Here is an 18,507-nt window from a genome sequence, read left to right on the forward strand (position 1 = left end):
AGACGCATGCTGACTCAGCCATCGACAGACTCCCCCGCCGACGCGCGCGCGCCGCGTACCACGGACGAAACCGGCTTGCCGTTTCTGTTCCTGGTCGAGCTGTTGTCCAAGGTGCTGTTCCAGCGCGGCCAGGTCCGCCTGCCTGAATTGGCTAGCCATCTGAAACTCAGTATCAGCGTCATCACACCGCTGGTGACGCATTTACGCAACGAAAAATTATGCGAGGTGACGCGCAGCGGCGGCAGCGGCACTGACGCCGATCTGACCTATCACCTGACCGACGCCGGCATGCAGCGCGCCACCGCCAGTCTCAATCGCAACTCCTACGCCGGCCCCGCGCCGGTGACGCTGGCCGCTTACGTGGCGCAGATGGAAGCGCAGAGCGTGCGCCATCTGCACGTCACGCGCGCCGATGTGCAAGCCGCCTTCCGCGATGTTGTAGCCAGCACGCAAGTACTCGACCAGATGGGTGCGGCGATGAATTCCGGCCGCGCGATTTTCATCTACGGCCTGGCCGGCAGCGGCAAGACCTTTCTGGCGGAACGGCTGTGCGACTTATTGAAAGGCGCGATCGCCGTGCCCTACGCGATCATGATCGACGGCGAGGTGGTACCGTTCTACGATCCGGTGCAGCATCGGCCGCTGGCCGGCGCCGCACCGGCCGAAGAAGAAGGCATCGACCTGCTGCGCACGCTGGACGCGCGCTGGGTGCGCGGCCTGCAACGCCCGACCGCGCTGACCGGCGGCGAGCTGACGCTGGAGATGCTCGATCTGCGCTTCGATCCCAACACCCGCTTGTACCAGGCGCCTCCTCATCTGAAAGCCAACAACGGCATCTTCATCATCGACGACCTGGGACGGCAGCGCTGCTCGCCCCTGGAACTGATGAACCGCTGGATCGTACCGATGGACCGTGGCGTCGATTATCTTTCATTGCACACCGGCCTGGTTTTTCAAGTTCCTTTCGATGTGGTCGTGGTATTCTCGTCTAACTTCCTGCCGGAGCGTTTATCGGATGGCGCCTTCCTCCGCCGGCTGGGATACAAGATAGAAGTGCCGCCGCAAACGCCCGCCGAATATCAACTGCTATTCCGCCAGGCCTGCGCGCAGTACGGCATCGCATTCGACGCCGCAGCCTTCGACTATCTGCTGAGCGGACTGCATGCCAGGGACGAGACACCGCTGCTGGCCTGCTACCCGCGCGACCTGATACGCCAGGTGCGCGACCTGGCCCGCTACGAAAGCACGCCGCCCACTTTGGACCAGCGCTCGCTGGACTGGGCCTGGCATAACTACTTTGCCGGCGCCGGCGCCCGACGCGTCGCCGCCGAGCAGCAGAAGAAGGATCGCGAACGCCGCGAGCAGCAAGCAAATCCGCATATTCAGGGAAGGCTGGGATGAGAAATACTCGTGCTCTGACAATGATAGGGGTCGCGCTCTTCCTGGCGCTGGCGGCCGTGGTGGTGGCGGCGCAATGGATCGCCGGCCAGTCGGCAAGCAACAGCAACAAGGTGGCGGTGGCGATGCTGGACATCAGCATGGGCGCGCGGCTCACGCCGGAACTGGTGCACATGGTCGACTGGCCGGCCAGCTCGGTGCCGCCGGGTGCCGCCACCGATCTGAAAGCGCTGGAAGGCCGCATCACGCGCGCCAATATCCAGCGCGGCGAACCGATCTCCGAAGGCAAGCTGGCGCCAGCCGGCACGCAAGGCGGTCTGTCATCGGTGGTCTCAGAAGGCAAGCGCGCAATGACGGTGCGGGTCAACGACGTGGTGGGCGTGGCCGGCTTCGCTCTGCCGGGCAATTACGTCGATATCCTGGTCAACACGCAAAGCGACAGCAATGGCGACCATCTGGCGCGCGAGCAGGCTATCTCCAAGATCGTGCTGGAACGCATACTGGTGCTGGCGATCGCGCAGGAGTCCAGCCGCGACGACACCAAGCCGAAAGTGGTCAACGCGGTGACGCTGGAACTGACGCCCGACCAGGTCGAGAAGCTGGACCTGGCGCGCAGCGTCGGCACGCTATCGCTGGTGCTGCGCAATCAGGTCGATCCGAATTCCGCCAATACCGAAGGCGCCACCAAAACCAGCTTGCTGGGTGAAAGTGCGATCGCCACAGCGCCGGCGCGCAACACCACCACACTGCCGACGCCACCGCTGACCACGACGCCGCCCCCGGCCGCGCCCAAGCCGGCGCCACGGGTCGAGCGTCAGGGCGACAAGGTTGAAGTCATCAAAGGCCTGGAGCGTAGTTCACAACAATTTTAAGCATTGGAGAACGCGACTTGAGCAAAGTATCTTCTGCGCCATTGCATCACCTGCCGCTGCGGGCGGCCGCCCTTGCGGTGTTGCTGAGCGCTGCGCCGCCGGCCATTTACGCAGCCGAACCGGCCAGGCCGCAGGCCGCCAGCAAAGCCGGCCCTGCCGCCTCCGCAAGCAACGCTGCCGCGCCCGGCCTTGAACTGGCGCGCGAAGTCACGCTATCGGCCGGCAAGTCGACGCTGATGCGCCTGCCCTTCCCGGCAGCGCGAGTGGCGGTCGGCGACGCCAAGATCGCCGACGTGATCCTGCTCAATCCCAGCGAGATCTACATGCTGGGCAAGACCACCGGCTCGACCAATCTGATTGTGTGGAACCGCAGCAACCAGGCCAGCGTCATCGACATCACCGTCGGCCTGGACACCGCAGGCCTGCGCCAGCAATTCAATGAGCTGTTCCCTAACGAGCGCGACATCCGCATTACCGTCTCCGGCAACTCGCTGATACTGTCGGGCAGCGTGGCCGACTCGGTACGCGCGGCGCAGGTGGTGGCGGTCGCCAGCGCCTACTTGCAACGCACCTCGCGTAGCGGCAACAGCGGCAGCGCGGCGGCGCCCGATGCGGCGGCGCAGGCGGCACAGGCAGCAGCCGGCAGCGGTGCACCTACCGCAGCTTCCGGCGCAGCGGCAGGTGCAGCCTTCCAGGCGGCGATGGACCCGATGTCCGGCCTGTCGCAAGGCGGCGGTAATGGCCGCGTGGTCAATATGCTGGCGGTGGCCGCGCCGCAGCAGGTGATGCTGGAAGTGAAAATAGCCGAGGTATCGAAAACCCTGGTCGACCAGTTGGGCGCCAGCGTCGGCCTGAATGGCTCGCGCGGCAGCTGGACCTACACCATGCTGTCTAATCTACTGAGCGGCAACCCGAGCAAGATCGACGCCTTCAACAACGGCAGCGGCAAGTTCGTTACGCTGGACGCGCAGAAGAACGACGGCCTGGTGAAAGTGCTGGCCGAACCGACCGTGATGGCGATCAGCGGCCAGGAAGCCAGCTTCCTCGCTGGCGGCAAGATCTTCATCCCGGTCGCGCAGGACAATAGCAGCGGCGGTACCCCACGCGTCACGCTGGAGGAAAAAGAGTATGGCATCGCGGTACGCTTCACGCCGACAGTGCTGGACAATGGCCGCATCAACCTGCGCGTGTCGCCGGAGGTGTCGGAGCTGAACCGCGAAGGCATCGGCATCAGCGCCACCGGCAGCACGGCGACGGCAGTGCTGCCCTCGTTCACCACACGCCGCGCCAGCACCACGGTGCAGCTGTTCGATGGCCAGAGCTTTGCCATCGGCGGCCTGATTAAAAACAACGTCACCAGCAGCATCAAGGCCTTCCCCGGCCTGGGCGAAATACCGATCCTGGGCGCGCTGTTCCGCAGCAGCGATTTCCAGAACGACCGTACCGAGCTGGTATTCATCGTCACGCCACACCTGGCGCAGCCGCTGCCGCCGAACCCCAAGCTGCCGACCGACGATTACGTGCAGCCGAGCCGCTTCGACTTCTTCCTGAACGGGAAGATGGAAGGCCGCGCATCCGGCGCATCGCAGCCCGCCCCACCAACGGCAACGCAGCCGGCCAATGTGCCCGGCAACGTTCAATAGGAGGCGCCATGCGATTCCTCATCATCCTCGCTGCCTGTTTGCTGACCGCCTGCGGCACCACGCCGCGGCTGGACCGCGAATTCGGCAAGAGCGTACGCCAGGTGCGTGAACAACAGACACTCGACCCGCACGCCATCTATAACCGCAGCCTGGTCAACGGCCTGGACGCGCAAGCGGCAGCTGCCGCCTACCAGAGCTACCAGCAGTCCTTCACCACCAAGGAAGACCAGAGCAACGCCTTCAGCATCGGCGTCGGCAAACGCTAAGGAGCGGCACACTTGAAGATCACCGTCATATCCCGCGACGAACGGCAACTGGCCGACCTGGTGCGGCTGCTGCGCGCGCGCTCGTCTTCCGATGAAATCGACCAGACCATAGGCAGTGTCGCGCGCGCCGCCTCGCTGCTGACCGACGACACCATGCCGGACGTGCTGATCATCGACCGGCCGCAAAGCGCCGACGACGACCTGCAACACCTGGAACGCTTTTCGTCGCAGCATCCTAATATCGCCTTCGTGGCGCTATCCACAGATCAGGACCCGCAATTCCTGCTGCAAGCGATGCGCGCCGGCGTGCGCGAGGTGCTGCCGGCACCGGTCAACAGCAGCGCGCTGTATCCGGCGATAGAACGCATCGCTGAAAAGCTGGAGCGTCGCGGCCATACCAGCGGCAAAGTGCTGGCTTTCATCTCGTGCAAGGGCGGCAGCGGCGCCACCTTCCTGGCCACCAACCTGGCTTACGCACTGGCCGCCAGCGGCAAGCAGAAAGTGGCGCTGATCGACATGAACCTGCAATTCGGCGACGCCTCGCTATTCGTCTCCGACCACAAGCCGCTGGCCACGCTGAGCGACGTGGCGCAGCAGATCCACCGCCTCGACCCGTCCTTCCTGACTTCGTCGATGCTGACCATCACACCGAACTACGGCGTACTGGCCGCGCCGTCCGATCCGGCGCACGCCAACGACGTCAAGCCGGACCACATCGATGCCATCCTCAAACTGGCGCGCCGCCAGTACGACTTTGTGGTACTGGACGTGGGCCGCAGCCTGGACGCGGTCAGCATCCGCGCGCTGGATCACGCCGACATGATTTTCCCTATCCTGCAAACCACGCTGCCCTACATCCGCGACAGCAAGCGCCTGCTCAACGTATTCCGCTCGCTGGAATACCCCAAGGAGAAAATCCAGCTGATCGTCAACCGCCACGACAAGAACAGCGAGATCCGCCTGAAGGATCTGGAGAGCGCCTTTGACGCCGAGATCTCCTTCACCATTCCCAACAACTACGACGCGGCGGCGGCTTCGGTGAACCAGGGCGTGCCGGTATTGCAGCTGTCGCCCAACGCGCCAATCAGCCAGTCGCTGGCGGAACTGGCGCGCAAGCTGTCGGGCGAAGCGGCACCGGTACAGCAAGGCGGAAGCTGGCTGGGCAAACTGAAGTTGCGTAAATAAAGGACAGCATCATGAGCACCCCTGTCTCCCTGCGCGAAAGACTGGAAAACACCGATGTACGCGGCTCCGGCCAGCGTGCCCATGGCGGCATCGACAACCGCGCCTATCAGAAACTCAAGCAGCGCCTGCACGCCGCGCTGCTCGATCGGGTCGACCTGGAAAGCCTGCAACGGCTGACGCCGGACCAGATCCGCGTCGAACTGCGCAACCTGGTGGAAAAGCTGCTGGAAGAAGACGCGGTGGTCATCAACGACGCCGAGCGCAAGACACTGACGCGCGACATCCAGAACGAGATGCTGGGCTTCGGCCCACTGGAGCCGCTGCTGGAAGATCCGACCGTGTCCGACATCCTGGTCAACACCTACCGCCAGATCTACGTCGAGCGGCGCGGCAAGCTTGAACTGACTGACGTCACCTTCAGCGACGACGCCCATCTGATGAAGATCATCGACAAGATCGTCTCACGCGTCGGCCGCCGCATCGACGAGTCCAGCCCGATGGTGGATGCGCGCCTGCCGGACGGCTCGCGGGTCAACGCCATCATTCCGCCGCTGGCGATCGACGGCCCGATCATGTCGATCCGGCGCTTCTCGGCCGATCCGCTGCGGCTGGCCGACCTGGTTGCCTACGGCAGCATGACCGCTGACATGGCCGAAGTGCTGCAAGGACTGGGCAAGGCCAAGGTCAACATCGTCATCTCCGGCGGCACCGGCTCCGGCAAGACCACCATGCTGAACGTGATCTCAGGCTTCATCAACCCCACCGAACGCGTCGTGACGATTGAAGACGCGGCCGAGCTGCAGCTACAGCAGCCGCATGTGGTGCGCCTCGAAACGCGCCCGCCTAACATCGAAGGCAAGGGCGAAGTCACGCAGCGCGCACTGGTGCGCAACGCGCTGCGGATGCGGCCCGACCGCATCATCCTCGGCGAGGTGCGCGGCGCAGAGGCGCTGGACATGCTGGGGGCGATGAACACCGGCCACGAAGGTTCGATGGCAACCATCCACGCCAACACGCCGCGCGACGGCCTGACGCGGCTGGAGAATATGGTGTCGATGGCAGCCGCCAGCCTGCCAACCAAGGCGATGCGCCAGCAGATCAGCTCCGCCGTCGGCGTGGTGATCCAGGTGTCGCGCCTGACCGACGGCAAGCGCAAGGTGATGTCGATTCAGGAAGTCACCGGCATGGAGGGAGAAATCATCACCATGCAGGAAATCTTCTTCTTCAAGCAGACCGGCCTGGGTGATGATGGCAAGGTGCTGGGCCACCACACCGCCACCGGCATCCGCCCGCGCTTCATCGAACGTCTGCGCAATTTCGGGGTCAACGTCGGCAACAGCGTGTTTGATCCGTCGGGCCAATGATCATGGACTTGCGGCTGCCGATATTCATCCTGCTGATCTTCGCCGCCGTAGCGCTGCTGGTGTGGGGCATCTACACCAGCTGGAACAATGCGCGCGGCCCCGAGGCAGAGCGCATTGCGCGCCGCCTGCGCAACGCCATCGGCGACAGCGGCAGCGAGCTGGCGGTGTCGATCACCAAGGAACGCACGCTGGCGCAGGACGCCGGCATGCAGCAGTTCATGGCCGCCATCCCCGGCATCCAGAAGCTGGACCGGCTGCTGCTGCAAACCGGACGTGGCATGAGCGCCGCCCAGCTGTGCGCACTGATCGGCGGCTGTCTGCTGATCGGTTTCATCATCGCCAGCGCGATGCGTCTGCCGTGGTTCGGCCGGCTGATGCTGGGCGCGCTGGTGGCCGCACTGCCGGTACTGGAAGCGATGCGCGCCAAGCGCAAGCGCATCCTGCGCATTGAAACGCTGCTGCCGGATGCGCTGGACATGATGGGCCGCGCCATGCGCGCCGGCCATGCCTTCCCTACCGCGCTGAAAATGGTCGGCGAAGAGATTCCCGATCCGCTGGGCGCCGAGTTCCGCATCGTCTTCGACGAAGTCAATTTCGGCGTATCGATGCCGGATGCGCTGATGAACCTCGCGCTGCGCGTGCCCAGCACCGACCTGCGCTACTTCGTGATCGCGGTACTGATCCAGCGCGAAACCGGCGGCAACCTGACCGATTTGCTGTCGTCGATCAGCGCCATCATCCGCGACCGCCTCAAGCTGCTCGGCCAGGTCAAGGTGATGTCGGCCGAGGGCCGCATGTCGGCCTGGGTGCTGGGACTGATGCCGTTTGCGGTTGGCGGGCTGGTGTCGGTGGTGAATCCAGGCTCGCTGGAAATCCTGTTCACCGATCCGGGCGGGCGCAAGATGCTGGGCGTGTCGGCAGCGCTGATGTTGATCGGCATGCTGGCGATCCGCAAGATCACCACCATCCGTATATGAGGAACAGGCCATGACCATTGTCCAGATCATGTTCCTGATCGTCGTCTTCATCGCCGTGTTTGGCGGCGTGGTGCTGGCGATCCGCCTGTTCACCGCCAATCCGGTCAAGGACCGGCTGGAAGCGCTGCACGACCGCAGCCAGGTGACGCGCAAAAGTTCACTGTGGATCGAGTCTATCGTCAACCTGGCGGCGCCGCTGGCGCGGCTGTCGCTGCCGACCGAAGGCTGGGAAAACTCGCCGGTGCGGATGCGCTTCATCAACGCCGGCTGGCGCACGCCTTCCACGCCGGCGCTGTTCTTCGCCGGTAAAACCGGGCTGGCGGTGCTGCTGCCGCTGATCGTGTTCCTGTACATGAGCAGCAAGGCCATCGCCACCGACCGCAATGCGGAAATGCTGTGGATGATTGTCGCCGGCGGGCTGGGCTACTACCTGCCCAACCTGGTGCTCAACCATGTGGTCAAGACGCGCCAGCGCGATATCTTCGAATCCTTCCCCGACGCGCTCGACCTGATGACGGTGTGCGTCGAAGCCGGGCTGGCGATGGATGCCGCACTGGCGCGCGTGGCCAACGAGATCGGCCTGAAAAGCCTGGTGCTGGCCGAGGAGATGCAGCTGGTGACGCTGGAGCTGCGCGCTGGCAGCGCCAAGGAAAAAGCCTTGCGCAACCTGGCCTTGCGCACCGGCGTCGAGGATGTCGACGCGCTGGTGACGATGCTGATCCAGGCCGACCGCTTCGGCACCAGCATTGCCGATTCGCTGCGGGTGCAGTCGGAACAGCTGCGCACCAAGCGCCGCCAGCGCGCCGAGGAACAGGCGGCGAAGATTTCGCTGAAGCTGCTGTTTCCGCTGATCTTCTTCATCTTCCCGAGTCTGCTGGTGGTGCTGCTGGGTCCTGCGATGCTGAACCTGTACCGCAACCTGCTGCCCGCCATGGCCGGAACCAATTGACCACCCCAGGAGTGATTATGAGATTGCGCTGGATCGACCGCTACACCCACACCTTGCTTGCCCTGCTGTGCGCTGTGCTGCTGTCCGCCTGTGGCGGCGGTGGCGGCGGCAGCAACGGCGGCTGCACCACCATCGATCCCAACCGCGATCCCAATCTGCCTGGCTGCGGCACCAACGGCGGCAGCACCGGCAAGCCCACCATCACGCTCAGTATCACCAACAGCAGCGGCGCCGCGCTGACCTCGATCCCGCCGGGCGGCAGCGCCACACTGAGCGCCGTGCTGAAAGACGCCAGCAATGCCGCTGCGGCAAATGTGGTGGTGACCTTCAGCAGCACCGACAAGAGCGCGGTATTTTCGGCGGCGGGTGGCAGCATTGTCAGCGACGCCAGCGGCAAGGCCACGCTGCAACTCAGCCCCGGCGCTGCCAGCACCGCCGGCAGCTATGTGCTCACCGCCAGCGCCACTGTCGGCGGCGTGGTGCTGTCAGCCAGCGCCAATTACACGATCGGCGCCACGCCAGGCGCCAGTGGCAGCCAGCTGACCTTTATCGCGGCCACGCCGCAAAGCATCGCGCTGAAAGGCACCGGCGGCGCGGGACGCCAGGAAACCGCCACCGTCACCTTCAAGGTGCTCGACAACAGCGGCAATCCGGTCGGCGGCCAGAATGTCAGCTTTGCGCTGAACACCACCGCTGGCGGCATCACCCTCAGTCCGGCCAGCGCCACCAGCAACGCCAGTGGCCTGGTCAGCACCACGGTGTCAGCCGGCACGGTCAACACGCCGGTACGCGTGACCGCCACGCTGAACGGCAACGTCAGCACCCTGTCCGATCAACTGGTGGTGTCGACCGGTGTACCGGAGCAGAACAGCTTCTCGCTCAGCGCTGCCATGAAGAACATCGAAGGGGGCCAGTTCAACGGCTGCACCGCACCGACTGGCACGGTGATCACCGCGCGCCTGGCCGACCACTTCCACAATGCCGCGCCAGACGGCACGGCGGTCAGTTTCACCGCCGAAGGCGGCAGCATCGGTGCCTCCTGCCTGACCGGCTTGATCCAGGTTACCCAGCCGGATGGCACGGTGGTCACGCAGAAAGGCGTACCAGGTGAATGCAGCGTCAACTTCTGCGCCGGCAATCCACGCCCTGCCGATGGCCGCGTCACCATCCTTGCCTACGCACTGGGTGAGGAAAGCTTCAGCGACAGCAACGGCAACAACCGCTACGACGCCGGCGAGCCGTACACCGATCTGGGCGAAGCATTCCGCAACGACCGCGCCGTCACCGACGCCAATGCCAACGGCATCGATGACGCCTACGTCAGCGGCAATGCGCTGCGCGCCAACGGCGAGCAATACATCGATTCCAATGCCAGCAACAGCTGGGACCAGAATGGCAATCGCATCTACAACGGCGTGCTGCAAGCCACGCCCAACGTCAACACCGGCAACGCCAACACCGTGCATGTGCGGCAGTCGCTGGTGATGGTGCTGTCGAACAGCACGCCGAATATCCAGCTGCTCAGCAGCGCCACCGGCACGGGCACGCTGGCGCTGGCCCATTGCAGCACCGGCAGCGCTTTTGTCAACGACACGCGCACGTTCAGCTTCGCCATCCGCGACAACAACCCGACCGTGTTTGCCACCAACCGGCGCTCCGCCCACGCCGGCGACCCGGCGTGGCTGTTCGACCGGCCAGGTAATCCGCTGCCGGCCGGTACCCGCATCGCTTTCAGCAATTCCAATGGCACGCTGCTCAGCGCGGCCAACTACACCGTGCAAAACACCAGCGCTGCCGACTCCAGCGGCTGGCTCTACAACGTGGCGATGATCAGCGACGCTGGCCAGGACTCGGCGCTGAACTGCACCAACGTTATCACCAGCGGCGTGTTGACCGTCACCGTGACCACACCGAACGGCACGGTCACGCAGGCCAGCTTCCCGGTCACCGACTGAGGCATTGTGGACAGCCAGCCTACTCCCTACGCCGACGGCCGCCTGCACGCACGGCCAGACCTGCTGCGACAGATCGCGCACCAGCGCCAGCCGGCGCTGGATAGCGGCACGCACCAGTTGTCGTTCGCCGATGGCCGCAAGGCGGTGCTGCATGTACCGCCGCATCTGGATTCCGGCGCTGGCGCGCACGGCGAGCCTTTGCGCCTGCTGTTGCTGTTGCACGGCGCGGCTGGCCAGCATGGTGGCGCGGATCAGATCGCGCTGGCGCACGCGCTGCATCACGGCAGCTTGCTGTTGATACCGGATGCGCTGTCGACCAGCTGGGACTTTCTGCGCGGCGGCTTTGGTGCCGACCTGGCTTTCATCGATCGCGCGCTGCTGTGGACTATGCAGCGCTATGAAGTCGATGAACAGAATATGGCGATTGCCGGGTTTTCGGACGGCGCTTCCTATGCCTTGTCGGTGGGCCTGATGAATGGTGAGCTGTTCAGTGACATCCTGGCGTTCTCGCCCGGCTTCATGGCGCCGCTGCGGCGCGAGGGCCGGCCGCGCGTGTTCGTCTCGCACGGTAGCCACGATCCGGTGCTGGTAGTGCAGCGCGGCCAGGATATCGTGCAGCGGCTACAGCAGGAGGGCTATGCGGTGACTTATGAAGAATTCGACGGCGCCCATACCGTCTCTCCGGAGATTGCCAGCGCCGCACTGCAGCGGCTGGCAGACTAGCCCCGCGCACCCGCCGTGTCGGCATAAGCCGGTACCCATGCTGAGCTGGCGCTCCATGGACGCCGGCCTGCGCCGGAGTGACAGTGGCTAGGCCAGGCAAACCTGGTTGCGGCCTGCCGACTTGGCGGCGTAGAGCGCCTTGTCGGCCGCCTCGACCAGCATCGCCGATTCATGCACGCCGCGCTGCGGCGAGATGGTGGCGACGCCGGCGCTCAGCGTCACCAGCCCGAACGGACTGCCGCTGTGCGGCATCTGCAAATTCTCCACTGCCGCACGGATGCGCTCCACCACCGCCCGCGCGCCCTCGATGCCGGTATTCGGCAGCAGGATGCCGATTTCCTCGCCGCCGTAACGCGCGCTTAAATCACCGGGCCGCTTCGGCGTCAGCGCGCGTATCAGTTTGCTGACCGCGCGCAGCACCTCGTCGCCGGCGCTGTGGCCATACAAGTCGTTGTACTGCTTGAAGTAGTCAACATCAATCATGATGAACGCCAGCGTGTCCTGATGCCGCATGGCGCGGCTGAACTCATTGCCCAGCGTGACATCGAACTGGCGCCGGTTGGCCAGTCCGGTCAAGCCATCCGACATGGCTTGCCGCTCCAGCGTGCGGTTGGCGCTTTCCAGTGCATCGCGCGCCACCCGCAACTCCGCCTCGGCCTGCGCGCGCAGCTTGATCTGGTCAACCAGGCGCTTGCCGAAGAAGCCGATGAAAGCCGCCAGCACCACCACCCCGATCGAACGGGTAAAGGTGTCGCGCCGCCAGCGCTCCAGCATCTCGTCGCGCGACAGCGCCGCCGTCACGAACAGCGGATAGTGCTCCAGCGGCCGGAAGCTGTTCAGCCGCACCTCGTCATCGTGGAAGGAATGGAAGAAGGCGTTGCCGACGCGCGCAGGCCCCGACAGGCGCGAGTAATGGCGGAACAGATCGCTGTCGCGCATGCTGCTGCCGACGCGCGTGCTGTCGAAGGGCTGGCGCAGCAGCAGCACGCCATCGCTGGACAGCAGCGCCACCGCGCCGCGCGCGCCCAAATCGAAGCTTTCATAGAAGCGGCGGAAGTAATCGATGTCCAGCGTCGCCAGCACCACGCCGCCGAAGCTGCCGTCCGGCTTATCCAGGCGGCGCGATACCGGCATGATCCACTTGCCGGTAGAACGGCTGATCACCGGCAGCCCGACATGCGGGCCGCGCTGCGGGTGGCTGCGGTGGTAGATGAAATATTCGCGGTCGGCGTTGTTGTAGGCCTGGCTCAGCACACCGCGCGAATTGACCACCCAGCGGCCGTGCTCATCGTAGACAAACAGCCCGACCAGCTGCGGCAGGTTCTCCACCTGCGCGCGCATCTGCGGCTGCAGGCGCGCCAGCACTTGGGCGCCCTGGCCTTCGGTTTCGATGCGTTCCACGATATCGGCCAGCGCGATATCGGCAGCCTTGATGGTGTCGTCGGCCTGCTGCGCCATGGCACGCGCCAGATTGGCGCCCTGCCGCTCCATCTCCTGCAGCTGTTCGGTGCGCGCGTGGAAGCTGCGCCAGACGTCGATACCGACCAGCGACAGGCAGACCACGCTGACAAAAACGGTGGCCCAGAACGTAATGGAAAAACGCTTGAACATGGCGGTGTTAGCAGGGCTAGGCACTCCCTGCTTTATACAGCAAATCGTGGTGCGGCGCTCAGCCGTGCGCCGAGTTGCTGCTGGCGTCGAGCAGCGGTTGCAGATGTCGCCACGCCAGATCCGGCGTCAGCTTGACCATGCAGTCCTGATGGCCCAGCGGGCACTCGCGCTGCTTGCATGGCGCGCAGTCCAGCCGCAGCGACACCGACGCCGCCAGATCGGAAAACGGCGGCGCATGATCGGGATCGGTCGGGCCGTACAGCGCCAGCACCGGCCGGTTCAGCGCCGAGGCGATGTGCATCAGGCCGGAGTCGTTGGCCACCACTGCCGCCGCGCGCGCGATCAGCGCAATCGCTTCGGCCAGGCTGGTGACACCGGCCAGGTTGAATACCGCCGCATCCGCGTGCAGGCCGGCTTGCAGCGCGGCAGCCACTTCGGCGCAGGCTTCCTGATCCTTGGGAGAGCCCAGCAGCGCGATCTGCGTCGACGGATCACGCGCCAGCAGCGCCTGCGCCAGACCGGCGAAATGGCGCGCCGGCCAGCGCTTGGCGCCGCCGAACTCCGCGCCGGGCGCCATGGCCACCACCGGCCGCGCCGGGTCCAGGCCGGCGCGCCCGAACACGGCGGCAATCTGCGCCTCGCTGGCAAACAGGCGCGGACGCGGCAGCGCGGCGCGCAGGCCGGGGCCCTGCACCGTCACCGGCGGTTTGGCCAGCGCGGCGTAGAACGCCACCATCGGCCGTGGCGGCAGCTCGTCGTGGTGCATCACATTGATCAGGCCATGGCGGCTTTCCCCCTTGTAGCCAACGCGCTGGCGGATGCCGGCCAGCCACGGGATCAGCGCGTACTTGATGGTATTCGGCAGCACGTAGGCGTCAGCGTAGCCGCGCTTGCGCAGCATGCGGGCAAACTTCCAGCGCTGCTTCAGTTGCAGCGCGCCGTGGCGGAACGGCGTCTCCAGCACCTGGTCCACTTCGGCGGCCTGGCGCCACACCGGCGACACCGCCGGCGGCGCCAGCACGTCGATCGGCCGCTCCGGATGCGCGGCACGCAGCAGTTGCAGCAGCGGCTGGGCCATGACGGCGTCGCCGATCCAGTTGGGGGAAATAATCAGGGTGCGCAATTCGCTCATTGTGCCTGCTCCCTGGCGTTCAGGCACAAGCCGGCCAGCAGGAACACCATCATCGCGTAAAAAATATTGCTCAGCATGGACCAGAAGATCACTTCGCTCAGGCCGAAGCTGAAGTAGCTCAGCACCAGCAGCATGCCGGCCAGCGCCGGCGCATTCAGGTGGCCGCCGTTCTCCAGCTGGCGGCGGAAGAACAGGAACGGCGCCACCAGCGTCGAGCCCCAGGCCAGCAGGCCAGCCACGCCGCCGTACACCAGCACTTGCAGTACGTCGTTATGGAAGTGATCGGTGTCCAGCACATACGGATGGGCGCGGCCATCGGCCACCAGCTGTTCCAGTTCAGCGCGCACGGTTTTATCATTGGCGCCGGTCAGCGGGTGGCGTTCGATCAGCTGCAGCGCGCTGCGCCACAGTTCCAGCCGGATGCCCAGCTTGGTCTGGGTAGGGCCGCCGCTAAAATATTGCCGGACATCGCTGACGCCCTCGTCGACCCGCTCGCGGACACCCGTCTGCGGGATGAAGTAGGTGCTCACCACCAATGCCAGCGCCAGCAGCGCCAGCACTTTGCGCCAGCGGCCATGCAGCACATGGCCATAGCGCACCAGCAGCACCAGCGCCAGCGCGATGGCGACCCAGCCGCCGCGCGTGCCGGTGCAGATCGAGCCGGCCAGTCCGGCCAGCGCGCCCAGCGACGGCCACAGCGCACTTCGGCCGGCAAAGTCCAGCGTCGCCGCCAGGCACATCAGGCCCATGCACAGCATGATGTCGCCAAAGGTAATCGAGTTGATCAGGCCACCGGGGCGGTCAATCTCCAGCACCCAGCGCTGATAAGCGATGAAGGCGCAGCCGGCCACGGCGCCGGCGATCAGCCCCCACCACAGCGCCTTGCGGCTGGGACGGCAGGCCAGCACGCTCAGCGTGACGGTCACGGCGGCCAGCATGCGCAGCGGCTTTTCCACGTCGCGCAGGCGGCCGTCGCCGTTGAGCAGCGCCAGCAGCACTGCCAGCAGCAATACCGAGCTGAACGCTATCAATACGCCGCGAATCTCAGTAAGATGGCGCACCAGCTCCGGCCAGCCCTGCCGGCGATACACGATGGCGGTGATCAAAAAGGCAAAACTGCACAAGCCGACACCAAAATTGGTAATCAGCAGCAGGAAGGGAAACAGGAAAAGCAGGCTGTGGATCAGGACAGTACTGGCGCGGGACTGGGTGGTATTATTCATTCATATAATCGTTCATTGCAAATTAGCAATCTGCACAGAAGTTCGCACAACCATGCCAGCCGCCCTCATTTCAGTTGTTATTACTACATATAACCGGCCGGATGCGCTCACCGCCGTCGTCGAAGCCTGCTTTGCCCAGGACGATCTCGGGTTCGAGCTCATTATCGCTGATGACGGCTCGGGCCACAACACGCGCCAGGCCATCGCCGCGCTGCAGGCGCGCGCGCCGGTGCCGCTGCGCCATGTCTGGCAGGAAGACCAGGGCTTCCGCGCCGCCCGCGCGCGCAACCTCGGCACGCTGGAGGCACGCGGCGACTACATCATCTTCCTCGACGGCGATTGCGTGCCGCAGCGGAATTTTATCAGCCAGCACCGCAAACTGGCGCAAGCCGGCTATCTGGTGCAGGGCAGCCGTATCTTGCTCAATGAACAAGCCACCGGCGTGGTGCTGGGCCAGCACCTGAATCTGCACGCGCTGGCCACCACCGAAAAACTGGCCTGGCGCAGCCGTGGCGCGCTCAACAAGGTACTGCCACTGCTGATGACCTTGCCAGACGTGGGCCGCACCCGCCACCGTTTCACCTGGCGCCGCATCAAGAGCTGCAACCTGGCGGTGTGGCGCACCGACCTCGATAAGGTGAACGGCTTCGACGAAAGCTTCCTCGGCTGGGGCCATGAGGACGCCGACCTGGTGCTGCGCCTGTTCAACGCCGGCGTGATGCGCAAGGATGGCGCTTTTGCCACCGAGGTCTTCCATTTGTGGCACCGCGACAGCCCGCGCGAACAGGAAATGAGCAATCGTGCCGCCGTGCTGCAGCGCGCAGTCGACCGCACCATCATGGCGGTCAAGGGCTTGCGCGGTAGTTGCCAGGTTGGCACATAAATCCCTGACATTGTTGCTGCTGGTATAATAAATATACGCCTAATTCAACATCTCTCCACTGACTTGCCCATGACCACCGCCAGCACCTCCCCGCTTGTTACCGAGCGCGGCAGCCCCCTATCCTCGTTCCTGTTGTTTGCCCTCCCCGCGCTGGCCCTGACCAGCAAGGCCGGGCTGGGGCTGGTGCAAGGCATCATCCTGCTGATCTTCCTGCGTCACCTGCCGTCGGTGCTGCGCGGCCACCTCCAGCATTGGGGCGAGCTATCGGGGGTGACGCTGGCCTTCTTGCTGTATTTCCTGGTCTCGCTGCTGCGCCTGGTGCTGGATGAGCAGGCGCTGCGCACGCTGGACGGACCGGCGCGGCTGCTGCTCGGCCTCAGCTGCATCGGCGTGATGTTCTACCTGCGGCCGCGCATCCGCTACTTCTGCCTCGGCCTGTGCGTCACCACCATCGTGGCGGCCCTGGTAGCCTGCGGGCAGGTGTTCAGCGGCGAGATGACACAGGCGGTCGGCTTCACCCATCATCCGATCACCTTTGGCGACCTGTCGCTGGCCTCGGGCCTGATGGCGGTCTGCTGCTTTGGCGCCTTCCGCGATCCGCGCCTGGTGCGGCTGAGCTGGCTGCCGGGCCTGGCGCTGCTGGCCGGCATGCTGTCCACCCTGCTGTCCGGTGCCTACGGCAACTGGCTCACGCTGCCGCTGGTCCTGGTGCCGCTGCTGACCTACGGCCGCCGCATGTACGGCCGCCCGCTGGTGCTGATGGTAGCGCTGATGCTCGGCATGGTGGCGCTGGCCTGCTTCATTCCGGCTACCGGCGTGGCGCAGCGCGTCGCACTGACGATCGCCGATGTGCAAGGCTACCTGCATGGCGGCAGTCCGACCACCAGCTTCGGCATCCGGCTGGAACTGTGGCGCGCCTCGCTGATGATGTTCGCCGACCATCCATGGCTGGGCGTGGGCCGCGACAACTTCGACGCCGCGCTGCACGCGCTGGCCGCCGCCGGCCGTCTGCCGCCATCGCCGGCACTGGCCTTCAGCAGTGCCCAGAACGACCTGCTGCACTGCCTGGCTACCGGTGGCCTGCTGGACGCCTCGCTGCTGCTGTTCATGTACATCGCGCCGCTGCGCTACTTCATGGGCGAGCTGCGCCGTCCGGACCAGGGCCAGCACAGCCTGGCGCTGGCCGGCGTGGTGCTGGTGGTGGCCTTCATCGGCTTCGGGCTGACCGAGGCGATGTTCTGGCTGATGATGCCAAAAGTGTTTTACGTGATGATGCTGTGCAGCCTGATCGGCATGTGCCTGGCGGTGCGCCACCGCGCACCGACGCCGCGCCGCATCCTGATCACCCGCACCGACAACATCGGCGACGTGGTGCTGACGCTGCCGCTGGCCGGCTACCTGAAACAGCTGTATCCGCAGGCCGAGATCGTCTTCCTGTGCCGCCTGTACGCGGCGGCCGTGGTGGCGCAATGCCGCCATGTGGACCGGGTGCTGACGGTGGAAGAGCTGGGCCGGGATGTCGCCGCCAGCCTGCGCCAGACCGGTTGCGACACGGTGCTGTTCACCTATCCGCGGCGCGCGCTGGCGTACGCAGCGCGCCGCGCCGGCATCGGCCGCCGGGTGGGCAGCGCGCGCCGCGCCTACCACTGGCTGACCTGCAACCGCCTGGTCAACTTCAGCAGCCCGCTGAAACGCCTGCACGAAGCGCAGCTCAGCTTCAAGCTGCTGCTGCCGCTGGGCGTCGATTACGAGCCGCCGCTGGAGGAAATCTGGAAACTGTACGGCCTCAACACGCCGCGCCACGCGGACGCCGACGCGGTGCTGGCCGGGCCGGCCTTCAAACTGATCCTGCATCCCAAATCCAACGGCAACGGCCGCGAGTGGCCGCTGGAGCACTACACCACGCTGGCGCGCATGCTGGCCGATGACCCAGGTGTACGGGTACTGGTCACCGGCAGCCCATCGGAAGGCGAACTGCTGGCGCAGCAGGCGCCGGCATTGCTATCGCTGCCGAATGTGGAAAACCTGTGCGGCAAGCTCGACCTGGCCGGATTCACGGCACTGATCGGCGGCTGCGGCGGCCTGGTCGCCAGCGGCACCGGCCCGTTGCACCTGGCGGCGGCGCTGGGCCGTCCGGTAGTGGGCCTGTTCCCGCCGCTGAAGCCGATCGACCCGGCCCGCTGGGCGGCGCTGGGTCCACGCGCCACCAACCTGGTACAGCCGACCGGCTGCGGCCACTGCGCCGATCCGGCCAAATGCAGCTGCATGCTGGCCATCACTCCGCAGCAAGTCTACGACGTCATCCGCAGCTGGCGTTAATCCGGGG

15 protein-coding genes are annotated in these 18,507 nt (G+C 65.4%); 12 read left to right on the plus strand and 3 right to left on the minus strand.

The window, feature by feature from the left end:
• Positions 1-6: 6 nt before the first annotated feature.
• From KW842_RS15490 to KW842_RS15535, 10 genes are read left to right on the plus strand one after another with little or no spacing between them, the layout of a single operon-like run.
• Complete coding sequence (locus KW842_RS15490) at positions 7-1,401, plus strand: ATP-binding protein (protein WP_229223714.1); 1,395 nt, start codon at positions 7-9, stop codon at positions 1,399-1,401.
• Positions 1,398-2,270, plus strand: a complete 873-nt coding sequence (cpaB, locus tag KW842_RS15495; RefSeq protein ID WP_218304993.1) for a Flp pilus assembly protein CpaB — start codon at positions 1,398-1,400, stop codon at positions 2,268-2,270. The genes KW842_RS15490 and cpaB overlap by 4 nt, the downstream gene beginning before the upstream one ends.
• A 17-nt stretch (positions 2,271-2,287) precedes the next feature.
• A complete protein-coding gene (locus KW842_RS15500; protein ID WP_229223715.1) occupies positions 2,288-3,913 on the plus strand; it encodes a type II and III secretion system protein family protein in 1,626 nt (541 codons plus the stop codon).
• Between the two features lie 8 nt (positions 3,914-3,921).
• Complete coding sequence (locus KW842_RS15505; RefSeq protein WP_218304994.1) at positions 3,922-4,179, plus strand: hypothetical protein; 258 nt, start codon at positions 3,922-3,924, stop codon at positions 4,177-4,179.
• 12 nt (positions 4,180-4,191) lie between these two features.
• Positions 4,192-5,364, plus strand: a complete 1,173-nt coding sequence (locus tag KW842_RS15510; protein ID WP_218304995.1) for an AAA family ATPase — start codon at positions 4,192-4,194, stop codon at positions 5,362-5,364.
• An 11-nt stretch (positions 5,365-5,375) separates the two neighbouring features.
• The gene (locus KW842_RS15515) at positions 5,376-6,728 is read left to right on the plus strand and encodes a CpaF family protein (protein WP_218304996.1); all 1,353 of its coding nucleotides are present in this window, start codon (positions 5,376-5,378) and stop codon (positions 6,726-6,728) included.
• A gap of 2 nt (positions 6,729-6,730) precedes the next feature.
• On the plus strand, positions 6,731-7,705 hold the full coding sequence (locus KW842_RS15520) for a type II secretion system F family protein (RefSeq protein ID WP_218304997.1): 975 nt from the start codon (positions 6,731-6,733) through the stop codon (positions 7,703-7,705).
• 10 nt (positions 7,706-7,715) lie between these two features.
• Complete coding sequence (locus KW842_RS15525; protein ID WP_218304998.1) at positions 7,716-8,654, plus strand: type II secretion system F family protein; 939 nt, start codon at positions 7,716-7,718, stop codon at positions 8,652-8,654.
• 17 nt (positions 8,655-8,671) lie between these two features.
• Complete coding sequence (locus KW842_RS15530; RefSeq protein WP_218304999.1) at positions 8,672-10,609, plus strand: Ig-like domain-containing protein; 1,938 nt, start codon at positions 8,672-8,674, stop codon at positions 10,607-10,609.
• Positions 10,610-10,615: 6 nt separating this feature from the next.
• Positions 10,616-11,332 carry an alpha/beta hydrolase gene (locus tag KW842_RS15535; RefSeq protein ID WP_373925189.1) on the plus strand — a complete coding sequence of 239 codons (717 nt, stop codon included), beginning with the start codon at positions 10,616-10,618 and terminating at the stop codon, positions 11,330-11,332.
• A gap of 87 nt (positions 11,333-11,419) precedes the next feature.
• Here the strand turns inward: KW842_RS15535 and KW842_RS15540 are convergent, their stop codons facing one another.
• The 3 genes from KW842_RS15540 to KW842_RS15550 are packed head-to-tail and all read right to left on the minus strand — an operon-like array spanning position 11,420 to position 15,298.
• Positions 11,420-12,943: a sensor domain-containing diguanylate cyclase gene (locus KW842_RS15540; RefSeq protein WP_218305040.1), complete on the minus strand. Its 1,524-nt coding sequence runs from the start codon at positions 12,941-12,943 to the stop codon at positions 11,420-11,422.
• A gap of 58 nt (positions 12,944-13,001) precedes the next feature.
• The gene (gene waaF, locus KW842_RS15545; RefSeq protein WP_218305000.1) at positions 13,002-14,075 is read right to left on the minus strand and encodes a lipopolysaccharide heptosyltransferase II; all 1,074 of its coding nucleotides are present in this window, start codon (positions 14,073-14,075) and stop codon (positions 13,002-13,004) included.
• Positions 14,072-15,298, minus strand: a complete 1,227-nt coding sequence (locus KW842_RS15550; protein ID WP_218305001.1) for an O-antigen ligase — start codon at positions 15,296-15,298, stop codon at positions 14,072-14,074. Before KW842_RS15550 ends, waaF begins: the two co-directional genes overlap by 4 nt.
• Before the next feature lie 52 nt (positions 15,299-15,350).
• Between KW842_RS15550 and KW842_RS15555 the strand changes: the two genes are divergently transcribed.
• Positions 15,351-16,181, plus strand: coding sequence for a glycosyltransferase family 2 protein (locus KW842_RS15555; RefSeq protein WP_218305002.1), 831 nt, complete (start codon positions 15,351-15,353; stop codon positions 16,179-16,181).
• A gap of 69 nt (positions 16,182-16,250) precedes the next feature.
• Entirely contained in the window at positions 16,251-18,500 is a 2,250-nt protein-coding gene (locus KW842_RS15560) for a glycosyltransferase family 9 protein (protein ID WP_218305003.1), read from the plus strand.
• Positions 18,501-18,507: the final 7 nt, after the last annotated feature.

The organism is Duganella sp. sic0402, assembly GCF_019219065.1.
Taxonomy (GTDB): Bacteria; Pseudomonadota; Gammaproteobacteria; order Burkholderiales; family Burkholderiaceae_D; genus Rugamonas.